The sequence below is a fragment of the Methanomassiliicoccales archaeon genome (genome assembly GCA_036504055.1).
Taxonomy (GTDB): domain Archaea; phylum Thermoplasmatota; class Thermoplasmata; order Methanomassiliicoccales; family UBA472; genus DASXVU01.
Genome location: DASXVU010000004.1, coordinates 1 through 21511, shown reverse-complemented (window position 1 = coordinate 21511; position 21511 = coordinate 1). Strand labels below are relative to the sequence as shown.

Annotated in this window: 19 protein-coding genes; 15 read left to right on the top strand and 4 right to left on the bottom strand. The window is 52.8% G+C overall.

Features of this window, described 5'->3' with window-relative positions; translation table 11 throughout:
- Positions 1-95: 95 nt before the first annotated feature.
- The 3 genes from VGK23_00915 (at position 96) to VGK23_00905 (ending at position 5684) form a co-directional block, all read left to right on the top strand.
- On the top strand, positions 96-4469 hold the full coding sequence (locus VGK23_00915) for a carboxypeptidase regulatory-like domain-containing protein (protein ID HEY3419099.1): 4374 nt from the start codon (positions 96-98) through the stop codon (positions 4467-4469).
- A gap of 300 nt (positions 4470-4769) precedes the next feature.
- Complete coding sequence (locus tag VGK23_00910; protein ID HEY3419098.1) at positions 4770-4934, top strand: hypothetical protein; 165 nt, start codon at positions 4770-4772, stop codon at positions 4932-4934.
- 15 nt (positions 4935-4949) lie between these two features.
- Positions 4950-5684, top strand: coding sequence for an IS5 family transposase (locus VGK23_00905; GenBank protein HEY3419097.1), 735 nt, complete (start codon positions 4950-4952; stop codon positions 5682-5684).
- Between the two features lie 10 nt (positions 5685-5694).
- Here VGK23_00905 and VGK23_00900 read toward each other — a convergent pair whose 3' ends face one another.
- Both VGK23_00900 and VGK23_00895 read right to left on the bottom strand, forming a co-directional pair.
- Entirely contained in the window at positions 5695-5877 is a 183-nt protein-coding gene (locus tag VGK23_00900; protein ID HEY3419096.1) for a hypothetical protein, read from the bottom strand.
- A 273-nt stretch (positions 5878-6150) separates the two neighbouring features.
- Positions 6151-6345, bottom strand: a complete 195-nt coding sequence (locus VGK23_00895; protein ID HEY3419095.1) for a hypothetical protein — start codon at positions 6343-6345, stop codon at positions 6151-6153.
- Positions 6346-6474: 129 nt separating this feature from the next.
- Here VGK23_00895 and VGK23_00890 point away from each other — a divergent pair, with 129 nt between their 5' ends.
- From VGK23_00890 to VGK23_00875, 4 genes are all read left to right on the top strand, one after another.
- Positions 6475-7170: a hypothetical protein gene (locus VGK23_00890; GenBank protein ID HEY3419094.1), complete on the top strand. Its 696-nt coding sequence runs from the start codon at positions 6475-6477 to the stop codon at positions 7168-7170.
- Positions 7171-7256: 86 nt separating this feature from the next.
- Complete coding sequence (locus tag VGK23_00885) at positions 7257-7463, top strand: exodeoxyribonuclease VII large subunit (GenBank protein ID HEY3419093.1); 207 nt, start codon at positions 7257-7259, stop codon at positions 7461-7463.
- A gap of 6 nt (positions 7464-7469) precedes the next feature.
- Entirely contained in the window at positions 7470-7637 is a 168-nt protein-coding gene (gene xseB / locus VGK23_00880; GenBank protein HEY3419092.1) for an exodeoxyribonuclease VII small subunit, read from the top strand.
- Between the two features lie 308 nt (positions 7638-7945).
- Positions 7946-8731: a hypothetical protein gene (locus VGK23_00875; GenBank protein ID HEY3419091.1), complete on the top strand. Its 786-nt coding sequence runs from the start codon at positions 7946-7948 to the stop codon at positions 8729-8731.
- A 403-nt stretch (positions 8732-9134) separates the two neighbouring features.
- On the opposite strand, the gene VGK23_00870 is transcribed toward VGK23_00875, so the two are convergent.
- A complete protein-coding gene (locus VGK23_00870; GenBank protein ID HEY3419090.1) occupies positions 9135-9353 on the bottom strand; it encodes a hypothetical protein in 219 nt (72 codons plus the stop codon).
- A gap of 349 nt (positions 9354-9702) precedes the next feature.
- Between VGK23_00870 and VGK23_00865 the strand changes: the two genes are divergently transcribed.
- Together VGK23_00865 and VGK23_00860 are read left to right on the top strand one after the other, a co-directional pair.
- Positions 9703-11454: an ABC transporter ATP-binding protein gene (locus VGK23_00865; protein HEY3419089.1), complete on the top strand. Its 1752-nt coding sequence runs from the start codon at positions 9703-9705 to the stop codon at positions 11452-11454.
- Entirely contained in the window at positions 11451-13268 is a 1818-nt protein-coding gene (locus tag VGK23_00860; protein ID HEY3419088.1) for an ABC transporter ATP-binding protein, read from the top strand. The genes VGK23_00865 and VGK23_00860 overlap by 4 nt, the downstream gene beginning before the upstream one ends.
- A 107-nt stretch (positions 13269-13375) precedes the next feature.
- Here VGK23_00860 and VGK23_00855 read toward each other — a convergent pair whose 3' ends face one another.
- On the bottom strand, positions 13376-14662 hold the full coding sequence (locus VGK23_00855) for a hypothetical protein (protein HEY3419087.1): 1287 nt from the start codon (positions 14660-14662) through the stop codon (positions 13376-13378).
- 382 nt (positions 14663-15044) lie between these two features.
- On the opposite strand from VGK23_00855, the gene VGK23_00850 reads away from it, so the two are divergent.
- The 6 genes from VGK23_00850 to VGK23_00825 all read left to right on the top strand — a co-directional run.
- On the top strand, positions 15045-17411 hold the full coding sequence (locus tag VGK23_00850) for an ATP-dependent helicase (protein ID HEY3419086.1): 2367 nt from the start codon (positions 15045-15047) through the stop codon (positions 17409-17411).
- Positions 17412-17709: 298 nt separating this feature from the next.
- Positions 17710-18492 carry an alpha/beta hydrolase gene (locus VGK23_00845; protein HEY3419085.1) on the top strand — a complete coding sequence of 261 codons (783 nt, stop codon included), beginning with the start codon at positions 17710-17712 and terminating at the stop codon, positions 18490-18492.
- Between the two features lie 444 nt (positions 18493-18936).
- Positions 18937-19329: a hypothetical protein gene (locus VGK23_00840; protein HEY3419084.1), complete on the top strand. Its 393-nt coding sequence runs from the start codon at positions 18937-18939 to the stop codon at positions 19327-19329.
- A 285-nt stretch (positions 19330-19614) separates the two neighbouring features.
- The gene (locus VGK23_00835; protein ID HEY3419083.1) at positions 19615-20034 is read left to right on the top strand and encodes a (2Fe-2S)-binding protein; all 420 of its coding nucleotides are present in this window, start codon (positions 19615-19617) and stop codon (positions 20032-20034) included.
- A 489-nt stretch (positions 20035-20523) separates the two neighbouring features.
- On the top strand, positions 20524-21162 hold the full coding sequence (locus VGK23_00830) for a MarR family transcriptional regulator (protein ID HEY3419082.1): 639 nt from the start codon (positions 20524-20526) through the stop codon (positions 21160-21162).
- Between the two features lie 4 nt (positions 21163-21166).
- Positions 21167-21511, top strand: a 345-nt coding sequence (locus tag VGK23_00825) for a DUF6293 family protein (protein HEY3419081.1), incomplete at its 3' end; no start/stop codon positions are given.

Here is a 21511-nt window from a genome sequence, read left to right as displayed (position 1 = left end):
TAAGTAACAACAAACATTCGTTTAAATATTAACGTTCGGGTGAGATAGTGCGTTCTATAACCAAATCGTTAGTTTGTATACTATGTTTTATCGTAATGATTACAACGGCATTCGTGCCAATTGTTGATGGCCTAAACAATTCAAATAACAACGTGGCAATTGAACGAGTCAGTTCAAGCATCTCCAATTCAAATCAATCCATTGCACAACTTGTAAATTCCGCCGCATCGTTATCACGAGGGCTTGAGGTCAAGAGTCATTTGATGACCGAAAGCGAGATGGAAGCTGAGAGAGCACGAGTGGGTGTATATGATCCGAATGTAAATTATTCGGTAACTTCTAGCGGGTTGCCTACTGGTTCATTGCCGCCAACGGAGGCTCAATGGGAGGCGAAAGTAGGCACCCAAGAAGTAGCTGATGTAGAATCAACAAATGCCCCCAGAGCGATCACCAGTTACGACCTTTCTCAATCTGTATATTTCCCACCGGTCGGCAATCAGGACCCATTAGGCACCTGTGCTGCATGGTCGGAGACCTATTATTCATACGGTTTCATTGAGGCCAAGGATAACGGCTGGACAGACACATATACAGGAAATCCAGCGCATTTGTTTAGCCCCATTTGGACCTACAATCTTCAGAATAATGGAGTCGATGGCGGGAGCGTGATGGGAGACAACACCAAAGTGATTGCGGACATAGGTGCTTCCACACAAGATAATGCCCCTTTAGGAACTGATTTTACCACGTGGAGCAGTGAAGCGGCGTGGAGAGAAGCACCGCTTCACAAAGCTCAGGGGTTTGTGGACATCCTCTATACTCCCTCGACCGAGTTGGCCACGATAAAGGCCTTGCTTACATCAGGGGAGCCAATTGACTTTGCATTACTTGCGGACGGTTTCTCATCCACTATTGCAGACTATCACGGCAATCAAAACAATATCATATCGTCCTCCGAATATTCGGCCACTACTCATAATCACGCTCAAACCATTGTTGGTTATGATGATACGATAAACGACAATGGCGATGTTGGAGCCCTAAAGGTCGTCAACTCTTGGGGAACATCATTCGGAATCAATGGTTACTATTACGTCACCTACAAAGCATTCCTGTGGATGGCGGCACATACGTCTGTGGGTTATATTGTGGATAAGCATAACTATCAGCCATCGCTGATTGGTGTATGGCATTATGATCTGGCCCCGACGCGGGACGCCTCAATATCCATATCCGCGGTTAATGTAGCTTCAGGCAGTTTTCTGGCTCAAGTGACACCATTTATCCAGGCCGGGAGCACCATGCAAATGTCGACCTTCATGTGTCTGGACATTTCGTCATTGGTCAGCTACGCAAATGATCCGAACGTAGAGTTCGTATTGCATGTAGGGAGTTCGCATTCTCAAGGGAATGTCTCCTCTTTCCGAATAGAGCAATATCAGGGTCAATACTTACCTGGCAAAGCGAGTTGTATCTCCAACCAGGCCATTGGCTTGCCAATGTCGACTCCATGTGCCGTATCATCGTTACAGCAGAATCAGCATCCTATCAATATCTCGGATGCCCTTGGTTATTATGACGGGGCCTTCAGCTTTGCGGGGGACGCCCAATGGGTCGGGGTCCCCGGAGGTCATGGAAGTGCCTCGATGATGCAGAGCGGAGATGTCGGTGACCTAGGCACATCATGGCTGATTGCATTCATCGAAGGACCGGGAACAATAACATTCGATTGGAAAGTTTCATCCGAGTCTGGATATGATTTCCTGAAGCTCTACTGTGATGGAATGCTGAACAACGAAATATCCGGTGAACAGGGGTGGAATGGATTGAACTACAGCATCCCGGCCGGTCTCCATTGTATTATGTGGAGTTACGAAAAGGATGTAGGAGTGAGCACCGGACAAGACTGTGGATGGATCGATAACGTAAACTGGACAGGACGATCATCCATAGCATTCGATGACTTCGAAGGTGCTTCATCACTCAATTGGATGTATGGTGATAACAACGCCCTTTCCGGGGTCGATACCTGGGGGAACAGCACCTATAGAAATGTAGGCGGAGCACACAGTGCATGGTGTGCACAGGTCGGATATGATACATATGGACAGCCCAATAATCTCAATCACTACTACGATGAGAATATGAACGCCTACATGATGGCTAATCTGCCAGACTTGACTGGATTGAGCGGAGTTCATCTGAATTTCTATTATTGGGCTGTGACCGGGAGTTTCAGCCTTGCCGATTATGCATTTGTTCAGGTATATGATAACTCGACCTGGAACACCATCTGGACCCAACCCTCGGTCAATTCGAACGGTTGGGCACTGGCCCAGGTGACGGTTCCTAGTGATGCGATATATGTGGCGTTCTGTTTCTACAGCGATGGCTCAGTAGGGCTCGGCCCATACGAAGGATTCTATGTAGACGATATGCTCTTGACGGTCCTCGATATCCAGGGGCCAACATCGAGCATCGGGCACCTATCGAGCTACACGACCACGGGCGATGTGATGCTGAATTGCGCGGCATCTGATATTGGTGGCAGTGGATTTCATGGTTTGCAGATTAATTATCGGAAAGGGACCACCGGACCATATTCACTATACACCACAGCAGGCAATCCCACTGGGGTTTGGATCTACACGCCCGTCGATTTCAATTTCAACAGCGTTGGTGGTGCCGAAGGAACGTATCAGTTCTATTCAGTTGCAACCGACAACGCTGGGAATGTGCAATCTACCCCGTTGACTTATGAAGCTTCTACGGTGTTCGACGCCACGCCTCCGGTAACGACCGCGACTATGACCGGAGCCTTGGCTCCAGCCTGGAACAACAATGGTGTATCGTTAACCCTAAGTGCCACTTATGGCACCAGCGGGTTATCGAAGACATTCTATCGCCTTGATGGTGGCGCCTGGACGGTCTATGCAACACCAATCGTCGTCTCTGGTCAGGGCAGCCATGTTTTGCAATACAATTCGACTGATAACGCGGGCAACGTTGAGAACACTAAGACCTCAAACTTCAACATCGATACTATTAAGCCTGTTCTAAGAATCGCTACCCCTGTCCAAGGTTCATGGCATAACACCATATCGCTCAATGTCACCTGGACAGCGACCGATTCTGGCAGCGGCATGTCCTACTTCTGGGTCAGGATCGATAATGGTCAGTGGATCAATGTGACCACTAAGTATCATACTATCAACGGTCTAGCTGATGGTCAACATACCTTGGATGTGCGTGGGTACGATAAAGCGAACAACTTTAACACCACAACCGGGTCATTCAAGACCGACACTGTCAAACCATCACTAAACATCTTGACCCCTGTCCAAGGTTCATGGCATAACACCATATCGCTCAATGTCACCTGGACAGCGACCGATTTAGGAAGTGGTCTGGCCTACACTTGGGTTCGTATTGACAGCGGTCAATGGATCAACGTGACCACCCAATACCACATGTTCAATGGAATTACTGATGGCCAACACACCATGGAGGTACGTGCTTACGATAATACAGGTAACAATAATGACACCACCAGGGTGTTCAATGTAGATACGGTCAAGCCCAACTTGAGCATCGTGAAACCGTTGGATAATTCCAGATTAAACTCATCCATTGTCGCAATTTCCTGGAGCGGAAGTGATACCGCTTCTGGCATTGCCAATTACTGGGTGAGCATCGATGGAGGCGATTGGATGGATATGGCAACGAGTACTACACATTCTTTCAACGCTTTAGCTGATGGCAACCATATTGTCACCGTGAAGGTCGAGGATAACGCAGGCAACTGGAACGAGACCTCCGACGCCTTCCTCATCGATACTGTTGCTCCAACGATAACGGCTCACTCGCCCATCGGGAGCAACGTTTCTCGAAGCGCGATGATAGTTTTCTCTTTCTACGACACTATGAACACGAGTTCCTTGGGCATCACGGTCAACGGCGTAAGCGGAACACTCTCCTGGAGCGGCTACAATGCCACCTTCACCCCATCGTCTATGATGGCGTATAACACGACCTATTCTGTCATGGTAACGGGTAAGGACCTCGCCGGGAACGCCGTTGAGTACTCTTGGTCGTTCATCACAATGAAGAACGAGGGGGTGATTGAAGGCATGATCAAAGACGCGAATGGCAACCCGATAGCCCATGCCTTGGTTACACTAAGCAACGGCATGACGACCACGACCGACGCTAACGGTAATTTCGCCATCGGCAACGTGACCTCCGGCTCTTACAATATGACCGTCGTCATGGACGGCTTCATCACCACATCACAGAGTGTATCGACCACCGCTGGACAAACGACAAATATCGGAACGCTTAGCGTTCAGGCAGACGTTTCTGGAAACTCCACCTCCGACGGAGGCCTGATGATAGGTGCGGTGGTGGCCGTGATTGTCGCCCTGCTCGCAGTCGGTACGATTTTGTTCATGAGGCGGAGGAAGAAGTAAGACCCAGGGCAAAACATCAATCAAGGAGACTTTGTCAGTCTCCCTTTCACGATTTTTTCACCGGTTTCCTCATTACACCTTGAAGGTTTCATAAATGCTTGGATACGCACTCTAAATCAACTCTGCTTCGTGCAACCGCCGTTTGACCGTGCAGCCGGACATCCCGAAATACAGTCCGATCTGCTTGTACGAGAACCCGCCTTATGCATCTTCGCCGCGAGTAACTGTGTTGAATAACTCTTAGGAGGGTGTGGCATCCTTTTTATTGTAGTTGCTACAATAAATTGTTTGGGAACAGGGATGCCACAAATTAATGGATGCACTCGACAGAATATAAGGAATTGGCCTCGTATCAACGAGGCCTACGTCGCCCAGGGCGTGCTGCTCCTGCAGCACGACTGGGTGGACGATTTGGACGATGAGCTGGAAAGGATGAACGAAGGTAAGTTCGGTCGGCCGTACTGACATCCGGAATCCCTTATCAGCTTCGCCGAGACATTGAAGACCTTCCTCCGGCTGCCGTTGCGGCAGCTGGAAGGATTCCTCCAAGCTCTTGCCTGCGTCATCGGATTCCAGGTGCCCGACTACACCACACTTTGGCACCGAGAGTGCCAAAGCCAGGTCCACCTACCGATGGTGGACCTTTGTGGTTCCGGCTGGACCCTGGCCGTCGATTCAACCGGTATAAAAGTGAGCGATCGGGGCGAGTGGATGCGGGAGAAATGGCATGTGCACCGCGGCTGGATCAAGGTGCACATGTGCGTCGAGGTCGGCTCCGGATCGATCGTGGGTCTCATGGTCAGCGACGAGAAGGCCAGTGACGCACCGTTCCTGCCTGCCCTGGTGGAGCAGGCTGGACGCCTGCTCCCGGGCCGGATCCCCCGGGTGCTGGCAGACGGCGGATACGACACCTATGACAACTTCGGTTATCTTGCTGGACGCAAGCAGGTCATCAAGATGCGGAAGAACGCCAGCACCAAACGTCACGGTCATTCCTCGGCACGGCCCAAGGCCGTGCGGGAGAGGAATGACCTGGGTGAGGAAGATTGGAAGATCAAGCGAGGTTACAACATGCGGTGGAAGGTCGAGACGATGTTCTCTGCCGTGAAAAGGAAGGTAGGCGAGCCGGTCAGGTCTAAACGACCTGACCTCGCCCAGAAACAGGCGGAACGAATGTTCGTCCAGTACTCGAAGTTGAAGGAGGCGACAGGGTAGGTTGAGTTATTCAACACAGTTCCGCGAGTTGAACGTTTATCGGTAGCTTCCCTTGTATGGGCGGCCCGACCATCGCTACGATCTTCTCATGCAGCTTCTCGTCGATGCCGTCGATGGTCCGAGTCTTGATGTTCGAAACAGGGTTGTTCGACCCATCTTTCTTGATGTTCGGAGTTATGTTCATGTCATTCATCGTGCACCTCTTTGACCATCCTTAGTGCGATAACTGCTCGGACCGAACTTTGGGTAATCGTTGCGCGTCCTAACAATGCTCGATGAAAGTCATCCCTCATCAGGGCCATGTAATGATCTGTCCATCGCGGTGAGATCGATCTCAGTTTCGATAGAGGGACGCGAACGCAACGGACTGAGCTGAGTTTATTGACAAGATGAAAAATATGGCGTCCCATAAGCGTTCTCAACTTCTTGTGGGAAAGTTGTAAAGATTTTACTCCAGGGGAGGCCTTCACGCAGTTTCCACCTCGACTTCCTCCTCTGCTTTTTCGGAGTACCGAATCGAGGTAATTATCAGCGATTCGATGTCGTCCATGGTTTCCTCGACAATTTCCTCGGGAACACCCGAGTCTTCCATTTCGGTCTTTATTATTAATACAGCCTCATAATATTCGCGAGGCAACGTATCCTCTGGGTCTTGCTCCATACATATCCCTGATAATCATTATGTCTCGATTGAAATTTGCATAATGATTAGTTAACTAATTCACTAGTATGGATATAACCTTTACTTATATTATGAACAATTATACCAGAGTGCTTAATTACTTAAGTAATGATTACCGTGCTAGAATTCAACGGAAGGTCAACAATGGAGATTCAGGAATATACTAAGGAGCAAGTGGTCCTGATCTATTTTCTCACCCACGGAAATGGTTGGGTCAATGCTGATACCATTGTGGGCTGGGTGAACAATGAGGAATCCAGAAGTAGCATTGGCGTCCTGAATGACAAGAACCGGATGCCGCTGACGATATCGAGGGCAGGTGCCGTATTGATATTGAACCGCCTGCTCCGAAATGCTATCGAATCCATGAACTCGACCGGTTATCGTAACAAAAAGATAATTATCTACCGACTGGCGGAGAACTGGACGGGTTACGAAGCCATCGTTCAGAGAATGAAAAACATCCCCACCATTTTTCTGGAAAGCGAGTATGGCCGGGTGGGTGTGGAAAAGTATCTGATGGACCACGTCGCGAAAAGGGACAACGTTGGTTTCGGTGAAATGCGGGACAAGATTGTATGGGCCTTCCAGCACTCCCCCACTGCACTGCTGCTCGGCGTTGAAGGTAACATAGTTGATCCTGATGATGCCGGGGAAATGAATCCCGAACAAAGGTTGGGTAGTTGCATGGTGGCATTGGCATGCGCCATCAGGGTCGATGTGACCTCCAAGAATAGGAAAGGGCTTCTCCATCGCGGGGACCCGATGGATTATTTCAAATCACTTCTGGTATTGCCGGACTAGTGGGCTCAATACAGTGAATCAATCGCCCTGGTTAAGGGCGGAACAACCTTAGAATCATGATATTCACTTCTTGACCTTCTTGCCAGATTGCGGCCCCTTACAGTCGCCTGAAGGCCATGCAGGCGTCTTTGGACGGACTGGACCCATCGCGGGTACTCGGAAGGGGTTACGGCATTTTGCAATCCATCAATGGCAAGGTGCTCAGCTCGGTGGGCGATGTGAACGAAGGGGACGAGGTGAGGATAGTGATGAGGGACGGGGTTTTGGAAGCAGAAGTGACCAGAAAGGGGTAGACAGGCGTGTCAGAAGATAGGAACATCAAGGAAATGGGCTTCGAAGAGGCCATGAAGGAATTGGAGTCTTTAGTGAATGTCCTGGAGAAGGGGGACCTCGATCTGGAATCAAGCCTGGCGATATACGAGCGGGCGGCAGGCCTGCGTGAACAGTGCCAAAGGATATTGGATTAGAGCGAGAGGAGGGTCCAGAAGATCGTCGAGGCATCTGAAGGCATCGAGATCGAGGATGTCAAATGATACACATTCTCCTATGAAAACAACCTCACCTTGGAACAAAACGCCCCTGATCGGTCAAAATAGAGTTTATCGAACAATTCCTCGCCTTTTGAGATCTCATGTCATGTTCAGTCATGGGGATCCCGGGCCTCGAACGGTAAAAGCCCTCAAAGGGTGTTTCCCTGATCGGGATCGTTGAACCCATTTACTAGCAATAACTAAAAACCTTCAGCTCCATGCGAATATCAGAAGGGGGGCGGCTCATGGCTGCAGATGGGATGGTTAAGAATATTGATAGGTTATTTGAAGAATTAGGCACGGCCAGTTTGAAGAGACGGATCTTTTCATGGAAGGCAATACGAATCCTTGGCCAAGAGGCACATGAGGATTATGACCTCTTGATCAAGGAACATGCCTCTGCGGAAGCGGAGAGATCCGAACTTCGTGAGCTACTGGAGGAAGAAAAGAGAAAGGTCGAGTCCAGGGATAAGGAGCTCGACGGGTCAAGGGAAGATCTGGCCGAGGCCAACCTGGCCCACGATGCGCTGGTCGGGGCACAAAAAGAGAAGGAAATGATGGTCGTAGAGTTGGCACATTCGGGAAGATCGGATCAAGCAATCATTCTAGAGTTGAGATCACAGCTAACCTTGGCCAACATTCAACTCTACGAAAAACGGAACGAGGTCCAGGCATACAAAGATCAGTTGCAAGTAATTGACCGGGTCAAGATAAGCAACCCTGATCAACGAACAGCGGCCGCCGAAGCCAGGAATGTAGATCCATTTGGCGGCATCAATAAAACACACATCGAATCCGCGCTGAAGACCATAGATAAGGAAGGCGTACCAAGGGCCAGGGCCCCAAAAAGATGGGTCCTCAAGGATGGAAATACCGATTACCCGCCCAAATACGTGCTGTCCATGGCCGGATTATCCGTCCATGGGGGCATGCACGATCGCGGGATATTGGGGGTCAACCAGGCCAACGATTTCCTCACTCAATTGGGATATACGATAATCGATAAGAACACCGGTATTCCTTGGGAGTAAGCGACTGGAAACGATTTATATCACGGCCAGCGAAAGCTTTGCTGAAACGATCCTTGACCGGGATGGAGACAGCTAAGCCTCCGCTAAGACCAACATGCCGATCAGGGATGCTGTTTCCTGGCCGATCGCCAGAGCCATGGCTCAGTTGAAGCGCTCTGCCTCGGCGCTCGCATCGGCATATGATAAGGACCAGATTCGCCTGGCGATAAAAGGATGAAACTGCGGTCCCCGAGAATTTCAAAGGGCGACTGGCGTTTGACCAACATTAGGAGTACTTACTCCGGGCTGCGAGCCGATGTGTGACCCACTGGTCGTAGGGTTTTGCCGGCTTTAAGTAGATCCCATCCTTTCGTCCGGCTCTTTCCACCTCTGAGGCGTTCGTCCCTTTTCCGATCTCAGTAGTTCACTTTTTGCTCTCTTTTTTCACGGGATTCCTTGGGACATAGGGGTCTTTGCCGCTGCAGGTCGATCCTTCATTCTCTTGGTTTCCCTCTCTCCTTTCCTCAGTAAGACCGACCCGTTCCCCGGCCACTCCCTGTTCTGATCCAGTGATCTCATCCTTCATTCTGTTTGGATCCTGTTCATTCATTTTCCTCTTATCAAGCATCTTTGTCTCTGGCATGTCATTCACCTCGAAGACACTCCTCACGGTCTTCGAAATTATGGTTGGTTCATTAATTATATGAAAATGACCCACCGGAAATTCGGTTTTTGGACGTTGTCACCGGTCCCAGCTGATACTGGATGGCATGAGGGAGCACATAGTCTATGACAATATGGGGAGAGACGAACAGATCCCTGTTCACCTCCCATTGATCAGGAGCCGGTTCTATGTATCCCAGCCCTATGACTTGACATGTCAATAATTTATTATAGCGAAATTGCCTTGCCAGTCAACATTTATGATTTTAAGGTCCAAGCGTTCGATCGACCATATTTTCTGTAATTTTGTCTAATATCGTTGGTGAAAGATGATCCTGAAATATCTGAAGGCCAGGGAATGGGGGCTTATCGCCGTATGCGCGGCGTTCATCGTTGCCGGGGTCTGGCTGGACCTGGAGATCCCGGACCACATGTTCGCGATCACCAACCTGATCCAGACCGGCGGCACGGTCGGCCAGGTCATGAGCGAGGGATGGGTGATGCTCGCCCTGGCGTTGGGAAGTCTTCTCACGACGTTGGTAGTCGGTTTCATAGCCGCCTTTGTGGCCGCGTCCCTCTCGAAACGTCTCCGCTCTTTGGAGTTCAGCAAGGTCCAGTCGTTCACCGTCCACGAGATTAACAAGTTCTCCACCGCCAGTCTGATCACGCGTGCGACCAACGATATCACGCAGGTGCAGATGGCCGTCGCGATGGGTCTGCAGCTCGTGATCAGATCACCGATCCTGGCCGCATGGGCGATCCTCAAGATCGAAGGGAAAAGCTGGCAGTGGACGACCTCCACCGCCGTCGCCATAGCGGGTTTGATCGCGGTCATCGTGGTATTGATGATCTTCGTCGTTCCGCGCTTCAAGAAGATTCAGTGGCTCACCGACGACGTCAACCGCAACGTCCGGGAGAACCTCAAGGGCATCCGTGTCATCCGGGCATACAACGCGGAAGACTATCAGGAAGAGAAGTTCGAGAAGGGCAACGATGCCCTCACGTCCAACAATCTGTTCACCGGCCGGGCGATGGCGCTGATGATGCCCATAATGTCCGGCGTGATGAGCATCCTGTCCCTTTCCATCTATTGGTTCGGGGCGATTCTTATCGCGGCCACCGTCGGCGTCGGCACGCAAATGATACTGTTCTCGCAGATGATCACCTTCCTGGCATATGCCATGCAAGTGGTGTTTGGATTCGTGATGCTGGTGGTCGTGTTCATCGTCATGCCGCGTGCCATAGTGGCCGCCAAGCGTATCGAGGAGATCCTGGACACGGAACCGTCGATCAAGGACGGGAACGTCACCGAATCCCCGGGAGCGTCCAAAGGCGAGATCGTCTTCAGCAACGTCGGGTTCAAGTATCCCGGAGCGTCTGAATACGTTCTGAAGAACGTTAGTTTTAAGGCCGAACGGGGCGAGACCGTCGCGTTCATCGGTTCCACCGGAAGCGGAAAGAGCACCATCATCCACCTCATGATGCGTTCGTACGACGTCACCGAGGGGACGATCTCCGTCGATGGCGTAGATGTCCGTGACTACACCCAACAGGCGCTCCATAAGAAGATAGGATATGTGCCGCAGAAGGCGAATCTGTTCTCTGGCACGATCTCATCCAACGTTAGGTATGGAGACAGTTCGCCCGAACGCACCGAAGAGGACCTGAAGAAGGCCATCGCCATCGCCCAGGCCACCGATTTCGTTGAGAAGATGGATGGCGGTTACAATGCCGCGATCTCCCAGGGCGGGACCAACCTTTCCGGGGGCCAGAAGCAGCGCCTGTCGATCGCCCGGGCGGTGTACCGTAGGCCGGAGATCTACATCTTCGACGATTCGTTCTCTGCTTTGGATTACCGGACGGACCGTGCGCTTCGGAACGCACTAAAGAAGGAGACCGCAGACGCTACGAGCATCATCGTCGCACAGCGGGTCGGCACCATAATGGACGCCGACAAGATCGTCGTCCTGGACAACGGGATGGTGGTAGGGGTAGGTAAGCACCGCGACCTCCTGGACACCTGCCCGGTGTACAAGGAGATAGTCTATTCTCAACTGTCAGAGGAGGAGGTGAGCAAATGAGCCCCAAGGATTCCCAAGGGCCTCCCCCTGGACCTTCCCCGGGCATGCGTCCGGTAAGGAAGGCAAAGAACTTCAGGGATGCCTGGCGCAAAATGCTCACCTACATGAGACCGTACGTTCCGGCGATCGTCGCGGCGTCGGTCCTCGCGATCATCGGCACCATATTCACCGTCATAGGTCCGAACAAGCTCAGCGAGATGACCAACCTCATCTTCGACGGGATAAGGACCGGGTCGACGGACCTCACCGCCATCGCCGAGATAGGGATGTTCCTCCTGACCATCTACATCCTTTCGTCCGTGACGATGTACGGACAAGGCTATATCGTGACCACCGTGGTCCAGAGGCTGTCGAGGCGCCTCCGCACCGATATCTCGGAAAAGATCAACCGCCTACCGCTCAGGTATTTCGACAAGACCAGTTACGGGGACGTCCTCAGCCGGGCGACCAACGACGTGGACACCATCGGCCAGTCGATGAACCAGAGCATCGGTACGCTGATGAGCGCCGTCGCGCTGCTCATCGGTGCGACGGTGATGATGTTCCTCACCGACGTCACCTTGACCGCAGCCGCCATCCTTTCCACGTTGGCAGGCTTCGTCCTCATGATCGTGATAATGTCCAAATCACAGAAGTTCTTCGGACGCCAGCAGGCCTCCCTCGGCAAGGTGAACGGTTACGTCGAGGAGATGTATACCGGGCACAACATCGTCAAGGCGTACAACGGCGAGGAGGCCGCGCAGAATGAGTTCGAATCCATCAACGACGGTCTTTTCGACAGCGCGTTCAAATCGCTGTTCCTTTCCGGCCTGATGATGCCCATCATGGGATTCATCGGCAATCTGGGATACGTGGTCATCTGTATCGTCGGTGCGGTTCAGTTCGTGAACGGGGCCATATCGATCGGCGTGATCGTCGCGTTCATGGTGTACGTACGCCTATTCACCCAGCCCCTGACACAGTTGGGACAGGCCATGTCGAGCCTGCAGTCCGTGGCCGCCGCTTCTGAACGCGTGTTCGAGTTCTTCGATGAGACAGAGATGGAGAACGAGGACTGGAAGACGGTCGTTCACAAGGACGTGAAAGGTGACGTGGAGTTCCGGAACGTGTACTTCGGGTATACTCCGGAAAAGGAGGTCATCCACGATTTCTCATTCAGCGTGAAGGCGGGCCAGAAGGTGGCCATAGTCGGCCCGACCGGGGCTGGCAAGACGACGATCGTCAACCTCCTGATGCGCTTCTACGAGGTCAATTCAGGAGATATCCTTATAGACGGCGTATCCACGAAAACGCTCACCAGAGAGAACGTGCATGACATGTTCTGCATGGTGCTTCAGGACACATGGCTCTTCGAGGGCACCATCAGGGAGAACATCGCCTATTGCAAGGAAGGCGTCACCGACGAGCAGGTCGAGGAAGCGTGCAGGGCGGTGGGCATCCACCACTTCATCGCCACGCTCCCGGACGGTTACGATACCAAGCTCGACGACGAGTCCAAGATATCCACCGGGCAGAGACAGCAGATCACCATAGCCCGGGCGGTGGTGCAGAACTCCCCACTGCTGATACTGGACGAGGCCACCAGTTCCGTCGATACCAGGACGGAGAAGATAATCCAGAAGGCGATGAACGACCTCACCGTGGGAAGGACCTCCTTCATCATCGCCCACCGTCTCTCGACCATCAAGGATGCGGACACCATACTGGTCATGAGGGACGGGAATATCGTCGAGAGCGGAAGGCACGAAGAACTCCTAAGACAGGGAGGGTTCTACTACAGCCTGTACAACAGTCAGTTCGAGGATTGCGATTGAGACTGGCCCGAAATTTTCCAGACGAACGAATCTCCTTAAGCCATCGACATCAACAGGCAAGGCCTGCAAAAGATAAAAGACCTCGAAGACAAGCCAAGGCTAGAGGTTCATCCCTTCAACGTCTCTTGGTCCATGATCGTAACTTCCGTCGATTCGTCCTTCACGTGGTTATTCGAGTCGACTATGGATTTCTTGCAGGAGGCCACGTCCTTGTCGGTTATCTTCTTCTTGCCCCGGTCTTGGACCGGATTGAGCCTGGCCGCCTTCTCATACCGGTCGACCTCTTTGGCGATGTCCTCCGGCAGATGTTTGCATTGCATCAACGCACCCATCGACTCCTCGCTGAAGTACGCGTCCACCTGCATCCTCCTCTTGGTCAGGTGCGTGAGCCGGCCCACCGAGTTGCATATCGCGTCCCGCTCTTCCGGGCTGAGCTGTTCGGCGAACTCGTAATCCTCTATCCTCTTCAAGGTCAGGATGATCGGTTCCAGCGCATCCAGGGAGATGACGTACACCCGATATGAACCAAGCTCATGGCTCAACGGCACGATGTTCTCGACGGTGTTGGATGGAACGACCAGGAAGAGCTCCTTCCTCACTCCATCCTCCCCGACATACTTTTCCGCCTGCTTTGCCTGGGCGATGAGATAGTCGGGAAAATTGCTCTGGTCCTGCGACTGGGGGCTCTTCGCATCGAAGATGACGTATTCGCCGCAGATCTTGATCGCGTTGTCCGGCTTCCCCTTGAAAGGGTACGATTCCTTTCCCGCGTACTCGATCGCATGCTTCTTGCACAACGTCGTTAGCGTCTGCTGAACGTTCTCCTCATGGACAAGCCAGGTCCTCCTCATCTCCTCCATGCGTTTCGTTTCCGCTTCGACCAGTTCGTTCTGCAGCCGGACGCGGTCGTCGTTGAGCTCCTGCTTCAGCTGGTTGAGGCCGGATATCTTCAATTGATAATCTTCGATCTTGGAGGCGTCCGCCGCCCGGAACGTGGCCAGGGACATGTTCGCTTCTTCGAGCTCCTTCTTCGCGGTCCTGATCTCCATTTCCAGACCGCCTATCTTGTACAGGACATCCTGGATCTGGTTGCCCTTGCTTTTGATCTCTGCTTCCAGCTCGGATATCCTTTTCTCTCGCGCTAAGGTTTGCTGACCGACCAGCTCGATCCTGCCCTGAAGACCCTTTATCGTCTCCTCCTTGGCCCGGGCATCGCCTTCGTATCCCGTTATTATGCTGGATGTCCGGTTCTGCTGTTCTAAGGCCATTCGGAGATCGGCCTTGGCCATCTCCGTCCTTGCGACCACGGAACCCCATCCGAACAACCGCTTGAAAAACCCGACATGTCCTATCTCTTCAAAGAAAGCCCTTGCATTCTCCCCATACTGATCCATTTATTACCCTCCAGAATTTCAATACTGATTATTTTATCATCTGATTTGCATTATATAGGCTGATCCGATGGCGATATCAGGCGACGGTCAGCGTTCCCAGCATCTTTCCCGAGCACATGGATGGGCATTTTCATGCTAGTCTTCTTCCTTGTATTGCGATCCCCGTCTGATATCGGTTCATCAAAAATTGAACGCCGTCCATTCCGAACGGTTCAAGTTCTGGGCCATTCTGGTCTATTCTTCGGGTCATCGTCTAGATTTTCATGCCTGAACGGAAAAATGCCTTCGTGCTCTTAATGATTCTTTAATACCGCTGCTGGGACGGTCGCTGTCCATTATCTAATCGATGAACTCTGCACACACGTATGTTTAGAGCTATGAAATGCCGGCGAACCCGCACGCCATTTTCGGTGACCTCAGAGAAACCTATGTCAATCATGACGTTTTCCCAGGCAATAGGATAGCGAAAATGGAGCGGAACAACACCGAGGAACAGCTGAAGGTCATCAACCATCCGATCGGCCTCAACGCCAAGGTCCTGGCCGTCGCCGGCTCGGGCAAGACCACCACCATGGTGGAACGGGTCAAGCACCTGGTGCAGAACGAGAAAGTCAACCCCGGTCAGATCCAGGTTCTCATGTTCAACCGGATGGCCTCGGACGATTTCTCATACAAGCTGAAGAGCAGCGGACTGCCGCCGGGGATGCAGCCGTCGGTCAACACCTTCCACTCCATCGCCCTGAGGATCGTGCAGAGCGCTAAAAGTCTAGGCGTCCTCGAGACCGACTACGAGCTCTGGACCGAGGACAAGAGCGAGCTGTACCGGAACCAGGTCTACGCCGCGTTCAACCAGCTGAGGAACGACGGCAGGGTCACTTCCGATGTTCAGATGGACCGGGAATCCGCCCTCACCGCCATCGATTTCTGGAAAGGTTCGCTGATCAAGCCGGAGAACGCCGGCTGGAAGGGGAAAGAGTGCTACCACCTGGTCTACGGCCTGATGGAGGAGTGGCGCCTTGACAGGAAAGGTATGACGTTTGACGATATGATCCTGACCGCGGTCGATCTGCTCAAGCAGGATACGCCGCTGAGCCGGCAGTGGAAAGGGCGTTTCGGTCACATCATCGTTGACGAGTATCAGGACATCAACTATGCTCAGCAGAAGCTGGTCGAGCTGCTGGCCGACGGCAAGGCGGACGTCATGGTGGTAGGTGACGACGACCAGACCATCTACGAATGGAGAGGTGCCCGTCCGGCCTACATCCTGGGCGAGTTCGAGGCGATCTTCAAGGACAAGCTGCTGATGACGTACAACCTGTCGCACTCGTTCCGTTTCGGGCCGATGATCGCCCAGTACGCCGAGAACTGTATCACCCACAACCACTCGAGGAAGCAGAAGAGCCTGATCTCCTACTGTCCCGCACAGGCTTCGTATCTGCGGCTCATCGAGATCAAGCCCGGCCAGGAGACCAACGCCGCTAAGGAGATGGCGGACGCGCTCACCAATTGCGTGCGCGAAACGCAGGACGCGGAGAAGGTCATCGTGCTGGCCCGGAGCTACATGCAGCTGGGCGGGCTGGAGCAGGAGATGCTGCGGCGGGGGATACCGCACCGGATCGAGGGCGGAACGTCGCTGTACGAACGCATGGAGATCAAGGCGCTGCGACAGTACCTGGAGGTGGCGTCGAAGCTCGAGGCACCGCTGAACCAGGCGCCGATCCAGCAGTTCGTGAACATCGCCAACTACCCGAAGCGTTTCATCCGCAAGGCCGATCTCGACCTGGCCATCGCCGACCTTTTCGGTCCCGACGCCGAGGATTCGTTCCACGACCTGCTGCGCCGGCTGGTCACGTCACGGCGACTGAGCTCCCGCAACCAGGATTCCCTCAAGGACCTGCTGCTCTGCCTGGAGAAGGCGAAGGACCGGATTGACTCGAAGGCGAAGGTGCACGAGGTCGTCGACTGGCTGATCAAGCGGACCGGGTATCTGGAGCAGTTCGACGACTTCTACGGAAAGGGCCGCCCCTCGCTCGACCGTAAGGAGTTCGTGAACAACTACCGCGACGGTCTGATGGCGACGCCGACGGACGTCGAGACGTTCCTGAAGGTCGGAGAGGGCGAGGACACTACTTGCGGAGCGGAGAGGAAGGACCAGATCGTCATGACCACGATCCACCGCACCAAGGGGCTGGAGTTCGACTACGTCCTCGTACCGAACTGCGATGAGGGCTTCATGCCCACCTACGCGAGCGAATCGGACGTTTTCCAGATGGCGTACGACACCTCGGGGAAGGTCAAGCAGATCAAGACCTCGGAGATGATGGACAACGAACGCCGGTTGTTCTATGTCGCAATCACCCGGGCCAGGAAAGGTGTGATCATCTCTTCCAGGCCGATCACGCTGGGAAAGGTCAAGGGCTACGAAGGCGCCGGGCCGTCGCGCTTCCTCACCGAGATGCAGATCGAACCGACCCGGAGACTGATGGACGCGCTGACCAACTTCGCGCAATCGCAGAACGAGGAAACGGAGAAGAAGCTCAAGAACGTCGTCCAGGAGAACGGAGAGGCGAAACTGGCGGTCAGGAACCTGCACACCAACTACCTGAAGGACATGGGATGCACATCGTTGGCGGACGAAATCGCCATGATGGCCGAGGCGAGGACGGAAGAAGCGAAGAGGAAGGAAAAGAGCCGGACCGACCAGCGCAGGCCGGCGCCCGGCCCGTCTAAATGGTGGGATAAGCAGTGAACTTAGCTACGAAGGATGGTTTGTGGCAATCCCTATCGATACAAGAGAGTTCAAGGGTAGGATGCTAACCGGCATGCCGGCCGAGCACTAGTCCATCGAGATGATCGGGATAGCTCCATGAGCATGGCCATTACCACGGTGGTCGGTTGCATGTTCCTGACCAGGAGGACGGCACAAGCTAACGTACCCAAGAGGCAATGATCAGATCGACACCTGACCGTGGAGAAAGAAATTGCCTAGCATTTTTCTCACCGGATTAGAATTAAGTAGTCGTTGTTTCCAATTTTATCCGATCGCTATGGAACTGAAGATGCAGTCGGAGGAGATTGGCCATGGTAGGCCTGTTGTACTTGTTCCGGGAGGGTTGACGGGATGGAAGAGCTGGGAACCCCATGCCCAAAGGCTGTCGGCAAATCGGAGAGCCATCAGGGTCCAATTGATCTCGGTGCAATACGGGTTGGAAGGCCGGAGATTGCCATCAGATTACTCATTGACGACAGAATCCGAAGCCCTGTCCAACACGCTTGATGATCTCGAACTGCGGGAACCGTTCGATATTGTCGCATGGTCTTTTGGAGCCGAGATCAGCCTCGATTATGCACTGAACCACCCCGACAGAGTGAGGACCTTGACCCTCATAGAACCGCCTGCGGTCTGGGTCTTGGGGGGGAAGAGGCCTGATGATGAAGCGTTCAACAGGATGCAGAGCATGAGCATGACGATCAAGGACAACGTCTCAGTGGAGCAATTGATCATTTTCCTGCATGGGGCCGGAATCGTTCCCAATGATACCGATCCCAAGTCCCTTCCTCCATGGCCAGGTTGGGTCCTGCACCGTCAATCGCTGCTCAATACGAGGGCCTCGATGGAGCACATGGACGACCCGAAGAGATTGGGTGGATTGCACATGCCGGTCCTATTGGTCAAAGGAACCGGGTCGGCGAAATGGCTGCATGGGGTCATTGACGTGCTGGCACGGGATCTTCCGGAATCCAGGGTGATCGAGCTTCCTGGAGGGCACGCCCCTCAACTCGCCTCCATGGAAAGATTCCTGAAAGAGCTGGAAGAATTCCAAGGCTGATATTTTTTCTCTTTCACAGGGTTCAGGGGGAACGCCTTCAAGTTCGTCCTTTTTCCCTCGCATCAACAGGTCGACCTCCCATTATCAAACGCTCGACTAGACGCTGGGCAGATAGTTTCCGCTCCACATGGAAGCCAAGCTTGTCTATTCATCTGGTGATAGGCCGCGTTAGTAGAACCGATGGGCAGCGGGGATCGAGCACAAGGTGGTTCCGGGAGATATGGTCGGCTCTGAGGGAAAGCCGCAATCGAGGTTTGTGCCGATCGGATCGATGGTCAACGTTCTAAGAAACCGAAGGAGCGCAATGAGAAGGCCATCACCGAGAGCCTGGATCCGATGCAAATTCTGTAGTATAATTAAATATGGAGCGATGAAATGTGTTAAGTAAGAATGTTCCTTCTATCCAGCCATTGGGGATTCCCTCAAAATTAAGGAGATTGAGGTATGGTTTCGATAGTGGCGGCAAAGAGGACCATCGTGTTATCCGTGATTGCGATACTGATCATGACCGTGCTGGAATTTCCTCCACCGCTCGGTTTCGAGACGAGGCCCCAAACTGACGTTTCTGCCATCTGGTTAGTGCTCTTCTTTGCCCTATTGATCGCGGAGATCGCCACCATCCCGCTGATCTTCAGGCGAGCTTTCGTCGGGGCATTGATGGGGATATTGGCTGCTACGCTCAACATCGTTCAGGTCATCGCCGATCAAGCGCATCTGATGCAACCGGAAATAGCGCCGATCGGTTATACCATACTGGAAGGTCTTGTCGTGGTAGCCTCTCTCGCGCTGGCTTATTTCTCATTGATGGTCGTCCATTCGGTCCGGCAGCACTTCTGAGGGGGGGACGGGGTGGAACGGTGAAGGGTGCCCGCGCTGGGATATTGGTATTATCAATGCTAGTTAGATTCATTGAATCTGGTATCTGTGGCTTGATTCATTCATGCCCTTGGTGGCGCGATATAGCCAAATCCAAAGCCCATCCTTTATCTCAGGCCAGTTGCGTCCATTTCTGTGACCACTCGCCATTCCGGCAGGATCGTCATTATTGACAAAGCAACTCTGCCAGACTGGTGTTCTGGCCCGCACATTAGTTTAAAGGATCGTGACCTGTTAATATGGCTCATGGCCACATGTCCGGTGTGCAATAAAGCAGGAGCGGGTGTCGATAAGATCACCGTCGCAAATCACGCCAAGGAGTCATGCTGGCCCTTGGGGGACTCAAAATATTCGATATGCGAGAACCCCCAGTGTGACGTCGTCGATTTTACAACGGCGAAAGGAAGAACACTGAAGAAAGACGACGTGAAGACCCGGGTGACCTTCAAAGAAAAGGATTCTCCCAGGCCCCTGTGCTATTGCAGACAGGTCACGGAAGAAGACGAGGTCAAGGCCATAGAGAACGGCGCAACCACATTCGAAGAAGTTATGGAGAGCACAGGGATAGGGGGCGGGGGCCATTGCAAAATAACCAACCCAGCTGGCAGATGCTGTTCTCGCCACTACAGACCATTTATCGAGAATGAGCTTAGAAAGAGAGGCTAGTGACTCGTTAGGCCGCAACAATGGTTCGAAATGTCGGCCGTTCGTACGATCGCGAACAAACCTGGGTCTGGAGGCCGGGCTTCCTCCGAAGAATGACGTTCTGGACCACCTGACCAGGGTGTCCGTCTCTCTGTTAATGGGATCGGATACCCATATCTGCCAAATCATCGATCCATTGGCAATTTCTTATCATGGCTTGTCTTGACGGTCATGCTGCATCTGATCACCGAAATATTGACGCGTGTTGAATATGTACTCATAAAACGTTCACCGGATTATGAAATTTCGGAATGCAGGCCGTTATCCGATCATCGACCTCCCTTCATAAACCGCTCTAGAAGGAAGACGGAGAGAAGTCCATATTGAATCGCTAGGACAATTTGCCCTTCCTCATCGGATGGAACAAGCGATGTCAATGGTATCAGTTTCCATAATACGGTCTCAACCAAGAAATAAGGCGGCCGATGATATTGTCTCGGTCCGATCAATATGGTCGTAATACTCGGTACACTTGGTCATCATCCGGAAACGCTCCTACCCACGATACGTTCCACCAAAGGTGTGGATGAGGTGGTCGTCTTTCACAGCGATCATGAGAATTCCATCAAGGCGGTCGAGGAGATCGGCCGGACCTGCCATATGATGGAGGTTGCGTTCTCTCCCCGTCAGATCCCGGACGCGTTCGACCTCGTTTCCACCGCGAAGGAGATCCAGAAGACCATACTGGAGCTTCGGACGGAGAACAAACATATAGCTGTTTTCAACATCGCCGGAGGGACTCGCATAATGAGCGCATCGGCGTTGCTGGTCTGCACCCTTGAAGGGCTGAACGCCGTCTATGTCCATGATGACAGTCACAAGGAGATACCGCTGCCGCTCCTTCAGATCAAGTATTCGGACATTCTGACCGAACGGGAAAAGCTGATCCTCAGGTTCCTTTTGGCAAACAAAGGGAAGGAGGTCACCCAAAGGGACCTGGCCGATGAATTGCATCTGCACAAGGCCACGGTCAACCATCACGTCAAGCAGCTGATCGACAAGCGGGCCATCCATCTGGAAGATAAGGTGGGCGACAAGCGGGTCCGACCGATCAGGGTCGAGGACAGCATGGCCCTGCTGCTGAGGTGAGCGGATGAGGACGCTGATCTGCACCTATGGCTACCGGCAAGACAAGATCGTCAAGGCGATGAGGACTATCGGACATGACGAACTGATACTGGTAACGGGAAAGGAGAACACCTCAAGACCAGAATATGCCAGGATATTGGAACTGGCGGGCAAGTTCCACACCCCGGTAGAGACAGTCATCGTGGACATCTTCGATTTCATTTCATGTTTCTCCAAGATCGACGAGCTCGTTCGAAGACGTCAGATGGCGAAGAACAACGTGGTGATCAACATCAGTGGAGGCCTATGGCTGCTCTCCGACGCGGCCCTGATGGCGGCATTGAACAACGGCTGCGAATCGTACTATGTG